This is a genomic window from Asaia prunellae JCM 25354 (assembly GCF_000613885.1).
Lineage (GTDB): Bacteria > Pseudomonadota > Alphaproteobacteria > Acetobacterales > Acetobacteraceae > Asaia > Asaia prunellae.
In genome coordinates this window covers 48,491-64,684 of sequence record NZ_BAJV01000005.1, presented here as the reverse complement: position 1 = coordinate 64,684, position 16,194 = coordinate 48,491, and the positions used below count along the sequence as shown (strand labels likewise).

Sequence of the window (16,194 nt, the reverse complement as noted above, 5' to 3'; positions counted from 1 at the left end):
TCCGTAAGAGGCAGACTGAGACGTGCTTCAAGCGAAGACCCGATCACACCACCACGACGCGCCCCTTCCAGCTCCGTGGTGATCACGCGGCGCAGGGCACGGATCTGGGTCCAGCGTTCGCCAAGGGCAGAATCATGCCAGAGCGGATCGGGTTCAAGAAACGTCTGAAGATGAACAGAGCTTTCTTCGCCAAAACGGGCTGTCCAAGCTTCTTCAGCCGAGAAGACCAGCACTGGCGCAAGCCAGGTGGCAAGCGCGCGATGAAGAATATCCAGTACAGTACGGGCGGCACGACGACGCATCGAGCCGGGCGCATCGCAGTAAAGAGCGTCCTTTCGTACATCGAAATAGAAAGCGGAGAGATCGGTCGTGCAGAAACCGTGGAGCATCGGATAGACGCCAACCCATTGATGGGTATGTACCGCCTGCTTCAGCAAACCACCCAGATCGCTCAGCCGGTGCAGGATATAACGTTCCAGCTCCGGCAGCTGTTCATAAGGTACGGCCTCTTCAGGCGCAAAGCCGTCAAGTGCCCCTAGCAGCCAACGCAGCGTGTTGCGCAAACGACGATAGAGTTCGCCCTGCTGCTTGAGAATCTCGTTACCAATACGCAGATCCTCATTACTGTCAGAATTGACGACCCACAGACGCAGAATATCCGCGCCAAGCTTGTCGGTCACTTCCTTGGGCGCAATCACATTACCCAGTGACTTCGACATCTTGCGGCCTTGCTCGTCGAGCACAAAACCGTTTGTGACAATCGCCTTCATGGGCGCCATGCCGCGTGTTCCGACGCTCTCAAGCAAAGAAGACTGGAACCAGCCGCGATGCTGTCGGACCCTTCCAGATAGAGATCGGCCGGGAAATTCAGCCCGTCTTCACCCAGAACAAAACTGTGAGTCGAGCCACTCTCGAACCAGACATCAACGATGTCGAAAACCTGTTCGTATTGCGACGGATCACGTCCTTCACCAAGGAACTCCGCCGGATCGGCACTGTACCAGATATCGGCACCATGCTCGGCCATCGCGTCCACAATACGCTGCATCACCGTCGCGTCACGCAGCACTTCACCGGTGCTCTTCTCAACGAAGACCGCAATCGGTACGCCCCAGGCACGCTGACGCTGATGCACCAGTCGGGGCGCTGTTCAATCATGGAAGTCAGGCGGTTACGCGCAGCTTCAGGCACAAAAGTGACATCAGCCAGCGCATCGAGTGCCTTGCGGCGCAGCGCCTGATCACCATCCATGCGAATGAACCATTGCGGGGTCGCGCGGAAGATGATCGGTTTACGTGAACGCCAGGAATGCGGATAGGAATGCACAATGCTTGAGCGCGCGACGAGGCCGGCTGCGGCATCGCCATTCGCAGCCCAGCGCTGCGTTGCTTCTGTCAGGGCTGCGCAAACCGGATCGGCCGCCTTGAACACATGGATACCGGCGAAATGCGGTACCCAGGGGGCATAGGTGCCATCGTCCTGCACCAGTTCGGACACTTCAATTCCGTATTGACGTGTCAGCAGGAAATCGTCCTGACCATGGGCGGGGGCCATATGCACAAGACCCGTACCAGCATCAGTCGTCACAAAATCGCCCGGCAGCATGGGCACATCAAATTCGTAGCCACAACCACGCAAGGGATGGGCACAGATCGTGCCTTCGAGAGCCTCGCCGGGGAGGGTATAAAGGGTATGATATTCCTGAATCCCTGCCTGAGCGCAGAAATCTACCAGACGCTCTTCGGCAATCAGGAAGCGCGACCCCGGCGCTACAAGACTGCTTTCTTCCAGCAGGTCAGCGCGGATTACGGCATACGCAATTTCGGGACCATAGGCGATGGCACGATTGGCCGGAATGGTCCAGGGCGTGGTCGTCCAGATAACTGCGGACGCTCCTTGCAGAGCCTGTCCGGGTGTAGGATCGGCCTCGATTGGAAAAGCCACATGAATCGTGGTCGATGTGATGTCGTGATACTCGATTTCTGCTTCGGCAAGGGCCGTCTTCTCTACCGGGCTCCACATGACTGGACGCAAACCGCGATAGAGCCCACCATTGAGCAGGAATTTGCCGATTTCAGCCACAATGGCTGATTCCGAACTGAAATCCATCGTGGCGTAACGGTTCTTCCACTCCCCCTGTACGCCAAGACGCTTGAATTCCTCGGCCTGGGTATCCAGCCAGCGACGCGCATAGTCGCGGCATTCGGCACGGAACTGCAGAACAGGCACATCATCCTTGTTCTTGCCTGCCTTGCGGTATTCTTCTTCAACACGCCATTCTATCGGCAGCCATGGCAGTCCCAGCCCGGCACGTAGCGCACACGGGCGCCATTCATGCGCTGGGCACGATTGATGACGTCCTTGTTGATCTTGTTCAGCGCATGTCCGATATGCAAATGGCCATTCGCATAAGGCGGCCCATCATGCAGGGTGAAGACCGGCTTGCCCTTGCCTGCCTCGATAATCTTCTCATCAAGCCCTATCGATTCCCATCGCGCCAGAATTTCCGGCTCGCGCATAGGCAGGTTGCCACGCATCGGAAAGCTGGTGCGAGGCAGAAAGACCGTGTCGCGATAACGGTCCTGAGGATCGGGGCTTTTGGAATCAGGCATCTTCGATCATTCGACGGAGTCAGGGAACCGCGAGTTATGCGAAGATGCGGGCTTCGGGGTCAAGAGCAGAGGTTGCATCCTGCCTTCGATGGACGCAGCAAAATCACAAAGATTTTTAAAGCGTGTTTCAGAGGAATAGAGAGTCAGTAGACTGACCTACCAGACAAAAATCTTTTCTGTATTATGCGTCATACGCGCTAAGGGGCAATGATAATGAGAAAAGCAGCTTGGATTTTTGTCGCATCTATCTTTCTTTTTATATCAGAAACCAATGCACAAAGCGCCTTGACCCCACCACAAATGCCGATATCCGCGATCGATGACTATGTAAACCTCCTGAACCGCGCTGCTCCATTTGCAGATAATCCAATGTCTACGATCTTGTCGGCACGCAGAAAGGGGCGCACAATCACTGAAGAAATCGCGTTAAGTCATCATGCAGATGAAGCTATCTTTCAGTACTCAGAGACAGAGCTGAAACGAATGATCGTAAATGGAACGACAGAACGATATTGCTCCACCAATTTGAAGCAATTTATGAATGGAAATGTCTCTTTCGAGTTTGTTTTCTATCTACGCAAGAAAGAATTTTTCCGGCTAACCAGAACGCCCCTCTCCTGCACCATGGTCAATTGACCTGAATGCCGACGTCTGCAGATATTCGCCCATCACGGACTCAGCGCAAGCTTCCATGTTTGGAAAAGCCTGTCGAGGAACAGACACTGTCGAAGGTACCGTCAATCTGCTGGCCGAGCGTCGTAAGATCCTGACGCAGAAAGGCTTTCAGCCTGACAAGACGCGAAACGCTTTCTTTACGACGCATTTCCTTTTGGGCGATGTGCTGTTCCATCGCCTGCATCTGATACATTTGCATCGCGCCAAACATGACACCCCCCGGAATTATTAATCTCAGTTAATATATAACATGAGAACGGTGACAACAAACAACAAAACTTCACATTTTAGGCACTGATCCAGAATGTACGAGAGAGAGGAGTCTGCCGCTCCGATAGATCCCGATTAAGCGTCACAGAATCAGGCGATCTTTCCGGGATCATCCTTAAGCAGGACAATGGCCCGTCACTGGGTAAACCTTGGATGCTCTCGCGGTTGCTTCTCAACCAGACAGTGTCAGCCTGGAGGTCATGATAACAACACGGGTCGTCTCGACACCCTGCAAGACCAGGTATTACCGCAGGACATTCATCTCTATTCCCCCACGGCTCCAAGTTGCAGGCCGATGAGGGCCAGAGCAAGGGTGAGCAGGAAGGATGCCACGATTGTGGCCAAGCCGAGAAGGATCATACGCAGAACGGTTCCGGCAGCCGAACGCCTGTAGAAACCTTTCAGATGTGCAAAAAGATGCACCGTCATCGCCAGAGCGAGCGCACGTATAAGCCAGTCCATTACTTCGTCGGACAGAAATTTTTCCAGTATCGTCGCGACGGTGACAATCAGAAACAGGACTGTCAGGGAATGCAGCGAGACAATGAGATGATCGTAGAGAGGAACCGGTTTCGGGAAAGCATACAATATCCAGAGAAATACTGCGCTTATGGGAAGCAGTAGCAACACCATGCGCTCCGCCCATTCACCCATCACATGCTGCACCTCGTCAGGATTATCCAACGCAGCGGCAAGATGATCATCTAACCATTTCTGCACCCGTTTTGATCCGGAAAATGTCAAAGTCTCTACCTGAGCCTTGAGCTCCACCTTCAGACTTTCAGCATGTCCTGATAGCGGAAGTGTAGAGTGGCTTTCTTCAGCCATTTCTTCAGGTATTTCTCTGGCAACAATACTATGAAATGGCGCTACAGACGTAAACGCGAAGAAAAGCAGGAGCGAGACAAAAAACATACGGATCGGGGGAATCTCACTGGCCCGCTTCCCTTTTATATAGTCACGTGTCAGGCAAGCCGGATCAAAGAAAAGACGACGGATTGTGCGCATGACCTTGCCATCCGCATGTGTCATCATCTCGAAGAAATCCAGGCAGAACTCGCGAAGAGAAGGCTCCGCAGTACGGGCGTTCTGCCCACAGACGTGACAGTAATGGCCTAGAAGAGAGGTATCGCAGTTGAGGCACCTCTCCGGAGGCTTGCCGGCCAGCATGAGATCATGTTTTTTCATTCCAGAACCATACCGTTTCCCCCATATTTTGGGAAACTGTCCTTGAAATGTCATTTCACAGTGACACAACGCATGGTTCGCTACAGAACACGATAAGGCAACCGTCCGGGTATAGAGCGCAATTACCCTGCTGCAGCTGAATCAGATCCATTGACTGGATAATAAGCCTACATAGTGAACAACTCAGTCTCACCTTGCTCTTCACACCCGGAAAATGAGTGCGTGACACATCGCGAGCACCTGTTGCAGATCATTTTCGCGATGCATGGCATGATAAAAGGATCGCAGGCGGGGTTCAGATGGCAGGGCTGAGCACGGCGCGGGCCTGGCTCGCATCCTCGGCAATCTGGGCCTTCAAGGCGTCAAGCCCGTCGAAGCGACGCTCCTCCCGCAGCAGTTTATGCAGACTGACTTCCAGCACCTGACCGTAGAGGTCCTCACTCACGTCGAAGAGATGAACCTCAAGCCTGCTCTCCTGTCCGTCATTGATCGTCGGACGACGACCGATATTGGCAACGCCGGAGCTTATGCGCCCATCGGGATGACGGATCGTCGCGGCATAAACGCCACGTGCCGGTTCGACATGACGACCCAGAGGGATATTGGCGGTCGGAAAGCCCAGAAGACGCCCGCGCTTGTCTCCATGGGCAACAGCACCGGTAATAAACCACGGACGACCGAGCTCCTCCGCGGCACGTTCCGGGTAGCCTTCCTGAAGCAGCCGACGAATGCGCGAGGAGGAAAAAGGGCCACTGATATCGGTCAGGGGAGGCACAATCGTCAGGCCGATACCGAATGTCTCGAGCCTGTGACCCAGATACCCGATATCACCGGCCCGTCTGTGGCCAAAAGCAAAATCAGGACCACAGGCCACATGCTGCACACCCAGCCCATGATGCAGCACGTCCTCAACGAAGCGCTCCGGTGGCATATGACTGAAATCAGCGTCGAAAGGGAGCTGGAAAATCTGTTTCACACCCAGTTCATGCAGAAACCGCGCACGGACAGGCGGCAACATCAGACGGACCGGAGGGTCTTGAGGGCGGAAGAATTCGCGTGGATGGGGCTCGAAAGTCACAACACCAAGCGGAAGATCTGGACGCGCTGCATGAAGTGATTTCAGAAGATGGGCATGTCCCAGATGCACACCATCGAAATTACCAAGAGCGACAGCAGAGCCACGTGCCCCATGGGGGACCGCTGTCCAGTTCTCGTAAAGGGTCATGAGACTGGCAATCCGAACTGCAAGCCAACAGCTTTGAAGTCCGCCGCCTGAAACGTACCAGCATGGGGGATCGTACCATCTTCCGGCCGCACGAGCTGGCAGGTTCTGAGTCCTGCCTCTTCTGCCGCGTCAAGTTCCGCACCGATATCAGAGAGAAACAGGATCTCACCGGGAGCGACACCCGCACGCAAGGCAATCTCCCGATAACTCTCGGCCACTTTCTTGCCCCCGATATCGAGATCATAGAATGCCTCGAAAAGAGACGTCAGATCACCAGCATCCGAATAGCCATAGAGCAGGCGCTGCGCGCTTGCCGAACCGGATGAATAGACTGCAAGACGTAATCCGGCGTCATGCCAGGCCTTCAATGCCGGCGGTACGTCGGGATACAGACGTGCCTTGAGAGCGCCCGATTCGAAACCTGTCTTCCAGGCCAGACCCTGCAATGATTTAAGCGGCGCAACCTTTTCATCCCGCACAGTCCAGTCATGAAGCTGGACAAGCGGATCACAACCGGGACTGGTTGCTTCGATATCCGCCAGCGCTACCTTGACCAGCGGATTGTCTGCCTGCTCACGCAGCAGTTCAGGCATCACCTTGTCAGAATAGGGAAAGAGCACGTCCCTGACGAAAGTGATCGGCAGGGTAGTACCTTCGATATCCAGAAGAATGAGACGAACAGTGCTCATGCCGCAAGTTCCGGAATAGTGACAGGGAACCGGCGTGCGATCTCATCGCCCGTGTATTCCGCAACCCAGCCTGTTGTATCGGTAAAGACACGCAAGGCAACAACATCGGATCATGTCCGGCATCAAACCAGTGCGGCGTGCCGGCCGGCACCGAAATCAGGTCTCCCTGCACGCACAGAACAGAATAGACCTTCCCTTCAACATGCAGGATGAAGCACCCTGACCATACACGAAGAAGCGCACCTCATCCTCGCTATGGGTGTGCTCGGAGAGGTATTTCTCACGCATGGCAGCGATCTGGGGGGTATTACGGTCAAAACGAATCACATCGGCACTGCCTGCGCCCGTTTCACCCATCAGCCCGTCAAGATAGGGGCGATAGGCCTCCAGAATAACTTCCGGCGCGGCATCCCTGGCCGGTGTGACCGGAGACTGCCAGCGTTCGAAACGCACATCGAGCGGGCGCAATGTCTCGGCGATCACCCGGGCATCCTCTGTGTCGAGAATGAGATTTTCAGGCGTATCGTCATGATAGATGGTCAGTCGGCTCATCGTTTCCGCCTTTCAAGTTCGCAGGCCAGAAGAAACTCCAGTCCTTCGAGGCGGGCAAGAGCCATCGCCATATCCCGTCCCCAGACATAGACTCCATGCCCCCGGATCACGTAGCCCGCCGGCATTTTGCCCAGAGAGGGAGCCACGACCGTCGCCAGACGGGCAATATCCTGATCATTGGCAAAAAACGGCACGTCAATTGCCGTATCATGGGTCGATTGCCCTTCAAACACCTTGATCAACTCGTAGCCTGACAAGGTGAGAACAGGCGTATCGAGAGCCATAGACAACACGGTTGCGGCAACAGAATGACCATGCAACACAGCTCCGATTGCCGGGTCGGATGCATAGAGCTGCGTATGCAGCAATGTCTCGGCACTTGCCTTCTGACCAGGAGCAAGCGGGCAGCCTTCAGGATCGATTTCAATAACGTCCTGCTCGCTCAGAAAGCCCTTGTGGCCGCCGGAACGTGTAATTGCGATACGACCGTCTGCAAGACGACGGCTGAGGTTACCGGCTGTAGCCGGCACCCAGCCTCGCTGATCCATTCTGCAACCTGCATGCAGCACGTCCTGTACCGCATCCATCCAGAGCTGATCCGAAAGCTTGGTCATGGAAAACTCAGTGATTGACGTTGTTTACATTACTGCCCGACACCGGGGGTGTGTAGTGCGGCTGCTGAAAGTTACCCTGGGGCGGCGGGGCAATCTGGCCGTTGGGCTGATCGTGCTTGGGCTCCATCGATTCATCTTCGGCCATGTTTTTCTTGAAGGATTTGATCCCCTTCGCAAAATCACCCATGAGGCCACTGATCTTGCTGCCGCCGCCAAAAAGGATGAGTACAACGGCAAGCACTATCAGCCAGTGCAGGGGACTCATGCTACCCATATTCTCTCTCCTTGTATGACGGGACCAAACAACCGTCTTTTTCCTCGCTTCTCACATGGCGTGATCAGGCGTCTCTTGCAAGCGCGCAATATTGTCGAGGTCGCGTGGAACGATGAATCCGTAGGTAGGATACGCACGTGAACCCAGATTCCTGATAGGCGCCCAGTAGACCCGTACAAGAGACCAGTCATTATTGCGGGAGACATCAATAACCGGCACAGAACGGTCAATCCGGCCCGGCTCCCAGTTGGCATGCTCAACCAGTATCTTGCGCGACGAAACGGTACTGCGGACTACAGAGACATGACCAGACGGCAGGCGCCCGGTCGAACGGAAAACAAGAATCTCACCTTCCGCCGGCGTCTGGGTACGCCTGTATTTACCGGAAGCGCCTCGCCACCACGAAGCTGCTGCCCCGTAAAGTGCAACACCGGTCTTGGAGCGGGCATAGGGAGCGCATTGCAGCGGACCATTGAAGCTGGCGCGGCTGTATTCCCTCGGCCCGCCACCACAGGCAGCGAGACCCAGGCAGAAACTGAATCCAAGCATCATTTTCTTCATGACGATTTCAGCGCCATGACGCGATCCTCCGCTTCCATCAAATCCAGAGCCAAGGCCCGTTCGGCTACATCCCGGCCGAATCCGGCACGAGCAAAGACTGCCAGAGCACGCTGGTGAAGCTCTGGCGTGTGCTCATCGGCATCGTCCCTTCTGAACGGTCCAAGGCGGCGCTTGCGTGCAAGAACCAACGCTGCTGCAAGCTCACGCTCATGAGCGCTGTCATCATGCCTGTGACCAAGCGCTTCTTCCAGCGCTTCACCCAGCACTTCGGCGCCGATACCTTTTTGCAACAGACTGGCCGCTACAGCCCGGCGCGAACGCCCCGAGCGCGTCAGACTGAGAGAACGCGAGCGGGCAAAGGCCGCATCATCGAGTGCGCCGAGCCGACGCATATCGGCAATAATTCCGCTGATTTCGCCGCGGCTCGCACGCGCCTGTGCTTCGATCTGGTCGCTCTCACCGCCTTGCCCGGCTGCCTTGCGCGCCCAGCGCATCACAGCGCGTTCCAGCACCTGGGCCAGACCCTGCTCGGTCGCAGCAAAACGGGCGAGATGACGCAGGGCCGTCTCGCGCAGGCTTGCCGCTGTCGGCGGGGAAGACTGATCCGGAATCGCTGACATGCTGTCATTGTGCCATAACTTCATGGCAGCAACATGGTGAAAACTGCCGGAGCCCCGTCATGACCCTATCATCGCTCGACCACGCGCTTGCCGCTCTGCCCTCAGCCTATCCGGGTCCAGGCGGTGCGGCAGCGGTCATCAAGAATGGTGAGGTCGTTGGCCGCCATAGCTGGGGGTTTGCCAATGCCGAAACCCGCCAGCCTTTCACCCCGCAAACCCTGTTTCGCATGTGTTCAATCACAAAGCAGTTCACCTGCGCACTGCTTGATGAATTTTCTGACAAGGCAAAGCTTGACGCTATTATCGCCAGCTATCTTCCGAATCTTCGGGAGCCTCCTCCAGAAATCATGGATCTGGCCCATAACCAGTCCGGATTACGCGATTACTGGGCCGTGGCAATGCTGCATGGTGCCCCGACTGAATCGGCTTTCGGCCCGATTGAAGCGCATCGTGTAATCTCAGGCACGCGTAGTCTGCATTTCAGACCCGGCACAGCCTACTCCTACGTCAACCAGAATTTCTTTCTTATTTCCGAAGCGCTCGAAGCTTTCTCAGGCCGCAGCTTCGCCGAACTGCTCAGAACGCAGATCTTCGAGCATTACGGCATGAACACCGCCTTTCTCGCTGCCGATACGCGAGCCATGCCGGATGGCACACAGGGCTATGAGGGAAGCGAGGCTACCGGCTACCGGGCAGCGGTCAATCATATCTTCTGGACCGGCGATGCCGGGCTCGGCGCCAGCCTGGACGACATGGTCGCCTGGGAGCTGGCAATCGATGCCCAGCGCGACAACCCGCAGGGTTTTACAATCGCCTCTCCGCCCCCGTGACCTTCCGAGACGGCACCCCGGCCCGTTATGGCCATGGGTTGCAACGCGGCACGCTTTTCGGACGCGCCATGACAGGTCACGGCGGCGCCCTGCGCGGCTGGCGCAGCCACAGGCTGCATCTGGCGGAGGAGCGTCTGTCAGTCGTCGTGATGTTCAATCACATGTCCGAGGCGCATTCGGCAGCAGCTCACCTCGCCGCCGCTGCACTCGACATTGCGCCGGTCTCACAGGAAGAAAACCCCGGCAACAGGGCCGTGCTGGGGCATTATCTGGACAAGGAGACGGGACTTTCGGCATCGGTCACGCCCAGTGCGTCGGGCACAAAGCTCTCTTTGCGCTACGCCTACCCACCCGAGACGCTCGATCTCTGGACTCAGAACGGTGCAGGCAGAGAGGCGACAAGGCTGAGTCTGTCTGACGAAGGGCTTCTGATGGAACGTCCACAGGAGAACCGTTCAGTCGCTTTGACCTGCATCCCGGACCGCCCCGGCCAGGACGACATTGCCGGACAATATCACTGCGCTGAACTCGACAGCGTGCTTTCACTGGAAGGTACGAACAACGCGCTTTATGGTGCTTTTTCCGGTATGCTCGGTCTTGGCCGTATGGAGCGCCTTCAACCGCTGGGCGAGGATGTCTGGCTGATTCCCTGCCTCAGGGCCCTAGACCACTCACCACCCGGCTACTGGACCCTGGCTTTTGTGCGGAACGAACACAGGAAACTGACGGGTGTGCGTGTCGGATGCTGGCTGGCGCGCGATCTGTTTTACAGGCGCAGCCCGGAGTAAATTTGACGGATGGGGGCCAATACCCCCATCATGGTATTTGCAGCAGCCTGTGCCCTGCCCTGAGTCTTCAGGTGCGGGGTTCTTGCCGTTGCTTTTTTCCACCAATTCCTAACAGGCTCTCTCATCGCCATGATCTCCGCTCTGATGCCAACATTCAAACGAGTCGACCTTGCTTTCGAGCATGGTCAGGGCGCTTGCTTGTACACGGCTGAGGGGCGACGATTTCTGGATTTCGGGGCGGGCATTGCCGTCTCCTCTCTCGGTCACGGCCATAAAGGCCTGGTCAAAGCGATCGCCGAACAGGCCGCCAGGGTGATGCATGTCTCCAACCTGTATCGCATCCCGCAAGCGGAAAAGCTGGCGGACCGTCTTGTCGCGCATTCCTTCGCCGACAGCGTGTTCTTCTGCAATTCCGGCGCAGAAGCGAATGAAGGCATGGTCAAGATGATCCGCAAGACCCAGTCGGGTCGCGGTCATCCGGAGCGCACACGCATCATCTGCTGCACCGGCGCCTTTCATGGCCGTACACTGGCCATGATCGCTGCCACCGGCAATCCGGCCTATCTCGAAGGTTTCGGTGCTCCGGTCGAAGGCTTCGATCATGTGCCGTTCAACAACATGAATGCTTTGCGCGCTGCCATCACACCGCAGACAGCAGGCATCATGCTCGAACCCATTCAGGGTGAAACCGGCATCAAACAGGCCGATCCGCAATTCATGACAGGGCTGCGTCAGGTCTGTGACGAGTTCGGGCTCATTCTGGCACTCGATGAAGTGCAGACCGGTATGGGACGTACAGGCAAGCTGTTCGCTCATGAATGGTATGGCGTTACCCCCGATGTCATCTCGGTGGCCAAGGGTATCGCTGGAGGCTTTCCCATGGGAGCCATTCTCGCCAATGAGGAAGTTGCGGCCTCAATGGGGGCAGGATCGCATGGCACGACATTTGGCGGCAATCCTCTCGCCTGCGCAGCAGGCAATGCCGTTCTCGATGTTCTTTTAGAAGACGGTTTCCTGCCGGAGGTCGAGCACAAGGGAAATATCCTGCACGACGCACTCAATACGCTGGTACGCAAGCACCCGACGGTGTTCGAACTGGCACGCGGTCGTGGCCTGATGTGGGGACTCAAATGCCGACTGCCCGTTGCACAGGTACAGGCTCAGGTAATGGAAGAAGGGCTTCTGACCGTTACTGCAGGTGAGAACGTGCTGCGACTACTGCCTCCGTTGATCGTCACCGAAGAAGAATGCCTTGAAGCCTGTGCGCTTCTCTCACGCGCCGCCTCAGCGCTGGAAGCCTCTGAGAATAGCAAGAACAAAGCCGCGACGGAGCGCCTCGCATGACCATCCAGACACGCTCACCTTCCACAACAACGTCCATCAGGCATTTTCTCGATCTGCGTGATCTGGACTCCGCTACACTGCGCGACATCCTTGATGTCGGCCGCTCGGTCAAGGCAATGCAGAATGACAGGCGTGTCCCTATGCACCCGGCGCATCCCCTCGCGGGGCGCACGCTTGGACTGATGCTGTCCAAGCCGTCAACGCGCACGCGTCTCTCCTTCGAGGTCGGCATGCGCCAGCTCGGTGGCGACGTATCGGTGCTGTCACCCTCTGACATGCAGATCGGTCGGGGCGAAAGCCTGGCCGATACGGCACGCGTTCTGTCCCGGTTTCTTGACGTGCTTGTTGTACGCACTGGGGAAACAGACATGATCCGCGAACTTATACGCTGGAGCAGCATTCCGGTCGTGAATGGTCTGACGCCGGATTCGCATCCTGTGCAGATCCTGGCCGATATCATGACCTATGAAGAGCATTGCGGCCCTGTCGCAGGCTCACACTGGGCCTGGATCGGCGACGGAAACAACGTCGCCGTCTCGCTGATTGAAGGCGCTGTCCGTTTCGGCTTTTCTCTTACCCTTGCCACCCCCGAGACCATGAAGCCCCGACAGGAAGTGCTCGACTGGGCAAAGGCCGAGGGCGGCAAGATCCGGCTTATCCACGACCCGGTCGAGGCCGTACGAGATGCAGGCTGCATTGTGACCGATACCTGGACGAGCATGTCTGACGAGGAATCGGCCACAAGGCTCAACACCCTGCGCCCGTTCCAGGTCAATACAGCCCTGATGCAGAAAGCGGCCAGGGGGGTACTGTTCATGCACTGCCTGCCTGCCCATATTGGTGAGGAAGTGACCGAGGAAGTCTTTGAAAGCCCGGCTTCGGTCGTTTTTGACGAAGCCGAAAACCGTCTTCATGCACAGAAGGGTCTCCTTCTCTGGGTGCTCGGCGGCGAAAACTGGCGCTCTTTCGGCAAACCCGACTGAGCACGACACGGTCGCGACGCGCAACAGATCCAGAAAAGTACCAGACAAAGCAGCGATGATCGAAACACCCGCCTTTATGGACACCCAACGCCCCGAGACCGTGCCTGATCTCGTCATCTCGCACGGTATCACGCCGTTCCATCTGGCCAATCGCCCTGTACGTGGTCGTCTCGTACGTCTGGGGAAGCTCGCCGATATCATGCTGATGCGTCATGATATTTCCGACCGGGCTCGCGCGCTTGCCGGTGAGGCACTCTCGCTCGTGGCGGGGTTGAGTGCGGGCCTGAAATTCAAGGGGTCGTTCTCGCTTCAGATCAAGGGTGATGGCCCTGTATCCATGCTCGTGACAGACTGCACGGATGCTGGCGAGGTGCGCTTTTATCTGCGCTCCGAAAACGTCCCGGAAGAGGCTTCGGCCAAAACCCTGCTTGGGGACGGTTATTTTGCCTTCACAGTCGATCAGGGGGCTCATACGGAACGCCATCAGGGTATCGTGGCACTCGAAGGTGAGACCCTGGCCGATATGGCCATGCATTATTTTGCCACAAGCGAGCAGCATCAGTGCTGGATGCGCCTTTATTGCGAAAAAACAGATCTGGGCTGGCAGGCGGGTGCTCTCCTGCTTGAAAAGATCGCTGAGGAAGGCGGTATTGCGGCCTCGCAGGACAACCATGAGGATGCATGGGACACGGCCTGCATTCTCGGCAACACCCTGACAGCTGCCGAGCTCTTTGACCCGACACTCAGCCCGACAACGCTGGTCGAACGTCTTTTCGGAACACAGGATGTGCTGGTTGATCGCTCACGCGTCGTCAGCCTCGGCTGCCGTTGCAACCGGGCCAGACTGGCAAGCGTATTATCGACCTTCCCGGAAGACGACCTCGACCATATGGCTGAGGAGGGACACATCACCATGAATTGCGAATTCTGTAATGTCGGGTTTCGTTTTGATCGTGCCGAGATTGCGCGATGAATGCCCCGGATGACTTGCTGCGCAATATTCGTGTTGATGGAGAATGCCTGACGACCCTGTACGATCAATGGGTACCGCAGGAAATGATCGTTCTGACGGATGATATCCGATGTCTGGTCATGCATGATCCTCTGAGTGGTCGGGAAGCTGTGTGGTATCTCGATGGCGAGAACAATTACTGTGGTTCGCATATTGAAGCTGTCCAGCGTCTTCATCCGCAACAGATCCTGTCAGCAGTCGCGCCCTGGTTTGATGATCTGACAAGATATTCCCTGAGCGCCTCGCCCGTAGGCATCCCCGATGCGCCGCTCATGCCGAACTTTCTCGCCACCCAGCTTGCAGCAGCCTGGTGTGTGCGTACCCTGACTGAAACCCGCCAGCTGCAAACCGCCCTTGCCGAACAGGACAAGGACATTGCGCATTTCGGTGAAAAAACCCTGTCTGCCAGACGGGTCAGACGCCTTCTCGGCACCAGAGTCGGGCCAGAATCTCTGGTAGTACTGTCCCCCCTGACCGACATTCCGTTGCGGTCACAGATTTCCTTCGTAAGCAATCGTCAGCTTGTGCACCGCTTCTATGACAAAGAGACAGACTGCTCTTTCTATCTGTCATGGTGGGAAAAGCAGCTTGACCAGCTACCCAGTTTCTATTGTCCAAAAGCCAATCTGCTCGTCAGCGACGAAACCATGGCCGGAATGCTGCCAGCCTTGATTCTTGGCTGGTATCTCAGCAATCCCCATCATGTAGCATCAATCGCTGACGCACAGGCTTTTGAAGCCCGGGATTACGGGCTCGGCCAGGCCTCCGCACTGCTGGCAGAAAGTGAAGCCGTCGAGACAACACTTCCACATGCTCCTGAAACCACCTCGGCCGACATGATTTCGGAATCCTGGGCATTTCTCAGTCAGAACCCATCCAGTCCGACACCGGTTGAAGAACAACGCACATTACAGGAAAAGAAACAGTCAGGCCGCCTTTTCGAGCGGCTACGCTCTTTCGTAAAAAAGAACTGACATCAAGACGCATTCTTCAGGAGCCGCTCATGTCGCAACATCTGTCCAGAGTTAAGTCTTTCCTGCCTCTCAGTTCTCTTTGCCTTGCTCTTGGTGGCATCTCGCCTTTACTGACGGCATGCGGCGGTAACGAACCACAAAGCTTTGCGCCGCTGGATTACAGCTATCTCAGCAAGATGCATCTCAACGTTGCTCATATTGAAGTTGTCGATACAGCGCCGCCAGGCAGTGTTCCCGGCGATATCTCAGGCAAGGCACCCACACCACCGCAACAGGCTCTGGAACAGATGGCCCGCGATCGCCTGATTGCAAGCGGCACGGAAGGCAGTGGTACCTTCACCATCACCAAAGCAAGCATTCTGCATGCGCCAGGCGGCATGCTCATGGGTGAGCTTGAAGCTCATGTCGATCTGTCCGCTCCGTCCGGAGGACGGGCTGGCTATGCACTTGCCCATATCACGCGCAACCTCAATCCCGGCAGCAAGGATCCTGAATCACGCGCCGTTCTGTATGATCTGACATCGCAGATGATGCAGGATATGAATGTCGAACTTGAATTTCAGATCAAGAAATCCCTGCATGACTGGATGGTCGATGCCAGTGGCGCTCCTTTACCAGGTGCAATCCAGAAGCAGGATATCGGTCCCGGTTCAACTGTCGTCACGCCCGCCAATGCACCATTAGCCTCATCGTCATCGGTCGGCTCAATCAGCGCAACGCCTGCTTCACTACCGGCTGCCAAAGCCTCTCCTGCTACACCTCAGGAACCGGATGCTGTCTTCCCGCTTGGTGACGACGCCGGAACAGAGCGTCCTTCTGCGCCGCCTGTCAAATCACCCCAACCCGGCGTTCTTGCCCTTCCTGCAAACCATTCCTGATTGGAAGGAAGCTGATGCTTTGGCCGCCAGATGAAATGACAAGACGGGACGGCGAGACAACACAGAAAGCTGCTTGCATTTCATCACACAATCGCGAAGAAGAGG

16 protein-coding genes and 2 pseudogenes are annotated in these 16,194 nt (G+C 56.4%); 8 read left to right on the top strand and 10 right to left on the bottom strand.

All coding sequences use genetic code 11. From position 1 onward, the window contains the following. Positions 1 to 80: 80 nt before the first annotated feature. A pseudogene (ileS, locus tag JCM25354_RS23705) lies at positions 81 to 2,519 on the bottom strand (isoleucine--tRNA ligase); the annotation flags it as partial. Between the two features lie 306 nt (positions 2,520 to 2,825). Here ileS and JCM25354_RS05325 point away from each other — a divergent pair. Then, complete coding sequence (locus tag JCM25354_RS05325) at positions 2,826 to 3,248, top strand: hypothetical protein (RefSeq protein ID WP_148301406.1); 423 nt, start codon at positions 2,826 to 2,828, stop codon at positions 3,246 to 3,248. Between the two features lie 40 nt (positions 3,249 to 3,288). On the opposite strand, the gene JCM25354_RS21325 is transcribed toward JCM25354_RS05325, so the two are convergent. The 9 genes and pseudogenes from JCM25354_RS21325 to JCM25354_RS05280 all read right to left on the bottom strand — a co-directional run bounded on the left by JCM25354_RS21325 (position 3,289) and on the right by JCM25354_RS05280 (position 9,280). Beyond that, entirely contained in the window at positions 3,289 to 3,435 is a 147-nt protein-coding gene (locus tag JCM25354_RS21325) for a hypothetical protein (protein WP_159103456.1), read from the bottom strand. A 386-nt stretch (positions 3,436 to 3,821) separates the two neighbouring features. Continuing rightward, positions 3,822 to 4,592 carry a DUF3667 domain-containing protein gene (locus JCM25354_RS05315; RefSeq protein ID WP_243443919.1) on the bottom strand — a complete coding sequence of 257 codons (771 nt, stop codon included), beginning with the start codon at positions 4,590 to 4,592 and terminating at the stop codon, positions 3,822 to 3,824. A 448-nt stretch (positions 4,593 to 5,040) separates the two neighbouring features. Beyond that, positions 5,041 to 5,970: a bifunctional riboflavin kinase/FAD synthetase gene (locus tag JCM25354_RS05310; protein WP_025885246.1), complete on the bottom strand. Its 930-nt coding sequence runs from the start codon at positions 5,968 to 5,970 to the stop codon at positions 5,041 to 5,043. Beyond that, positions 5,967 to 6,659, bottom strand: coding sequence for an acireductone synthase (gene mtnC / locus JCM25354_RS05305; RefSeq protein WP_025885245.1), 693 nt, complete (start codon positions 6,657 to 6,659; stop codon positions 5,967 to 5,969). Before mtnC ends, JCM25354_RS05310 begins: the two co-directional genes overlap by 4 nt. Then, positions 6,656 to 7,211: pseudogene (locus tag JCM25354_RS16865) on the bottom strand (1,2-dihydroxy-3-keto-5-methylthiopentene dioxygenase). Before JCM25354_RS16865 ends, mtnC begins: the two are co-directional and overlap by 4 nt. After that, a complete protein-coding gene (locus JCM25354_RS05295; RefSeq protein ID WP_025885244.1) occupies positions 7,208 to 7,825 on the bottom strand; it encodes a methylthioribulose 1-phosphate dehydratase in 618 nt (205 codons plus the stop codon). Before JCM25354_RS05295 ends, JCM25354_RS16865 begins: the two are co-directional and overlap by 4 nt. A 7-nt stretch (positions 7,826 to 7,832) precedes the next feature. Then, positions 7,833 to 8,099, bottom strand: coding sequence for a twin-arginine translocase TatA/TatE family subunit (locus tag JCM25354_RS05290; RefSeq protein WP_025885243.1), 267 nt, complete (start codon positions 8,097 to 8,099; stop codon positions 7,833 to 7,835). 51 nt (positions 8,100 to 8,150) lie between these two features. Beyond that, positions 8,151 to 8,660 carry a CHAP domain-containing protein gene (locus tag JCM25354_RS05285; RefSeq protein WP_025885242.1) on the bottom strand — a complete coding sequence of 170 codons (510 nt, stop codon included), beginning with the start codon at positions 8,658 to 8,660 and terminating at the stop codon, positions 8,151 to 8,153. Continuing rightward, the gene (locus tag JCM25354_RS05280) at positions 8,657 to 9,280 is read right to left on the bottom strand and encodes a regulatory protein RecX (protein WP_025885241.1); all 624 of its coding nucleotides are present in this window, start codon (positions 9,278 to 9,280) and stop codon (positions 8,657 to 8,659) included. Before JCM25354_RS05280 ends, JCM25354_RS05285 begins: the two co-directional genes overlap by 4 nt. Positions 9,281 to 9,339: 59 nt before the next feature. Here JCM25354_RS05280 and JCM25354_RS22235 point away from each other — a divergent pair, with 59 nt between their 5' ends. The 7 genes from JCM25354_RS22235 (at position 9,340) to JCM25354_RS05250 (ending at position 16,089) form a co-directional block, all read left to right on the top strand. After that, a complete protein-coding gene (locus JCM25354_RS22235; RefSeq protein WP_279379546.1) occupies positions 9,340 to 10,110 on the top strand; it encodes a serine hydrolase in 771 nt (256 codons plus the stop codon). Continuing rightward, positions 10,107 to 10,898 carry a hypothetical protein gene (locus tag JCM25354_RS22230; RefSeq protein WP_279379545.1) on the top strand — a complete coding sequence of 264 codons (792 nt, stop codon included), beginning with the start codon at positions 10,107 to 10,109 and terminating at the stop codon, positions 10,896 to 10,898. The genes JCM25354_RS22235 and JCM25354_RS22230 overlap by 4 nt, the downstream gene beginning before the upstream one ends. Before the next feature lie 129 nt (positions 10,899 to 11,027). Then, a complete protein-coding gene (locus tag JCM25354_RS05270; protein WP_025885240.1) occupies positions 11,028 to 12,242 on the top strand; it encodes an aspartate aminotransferase family protein in 1,215 nt (404 codons plus the stop codon). Further along, entirely contained in the window at positions 12,239 to 13,225 is a 987-nt protein-coding gene (gene argF, locus JCM25354_RS05265) for an ornithine carbamoyltransferase (protein WP_025885239.1), read from the top strand. The genes JCM25354_RS05270 and argF overlap by 4 nt, the downstream gene beginning before the upstream one ends. 55 nt (positions 13,226 to 13,280) lie before the next feature. Beyond that, positions 13,281 to 14,198, top strand: a complete 918-nt coding sequence (gene hslO, locus JCM25354_RS05260) for an Hsp33 family molecular chaperone HslO (protein WP_025885238.1) — start codon at positions 13,281 to 13,283, stop codon at positions 14,196 to 14,198. After that, a complete protein-coding gene (locus JCM25354_RS05255; protein WP_025885237.1) occupies positions 14,195 to 15,211 on the top strand; it encodes a hypothetical protein in 1,017 nt (338 codons plus the stop codon). Before hslO ends, JCM25354_RS05255 begins: the two co-directional genes overlap by 4 nt. Before the next feature lie 29 nt (positions 15,212 to 15,240). Next, entirely contained in the window at positions 15,241 to 16,089 is an 849-nt protein-coding gene (locus JCM25354_RS05250) for a hypothetical protein (RefSeq protein WP_025885236.1), read from the top strand. Positions 16,090 to 16,194: the final 105 nt, after the last annotated feature.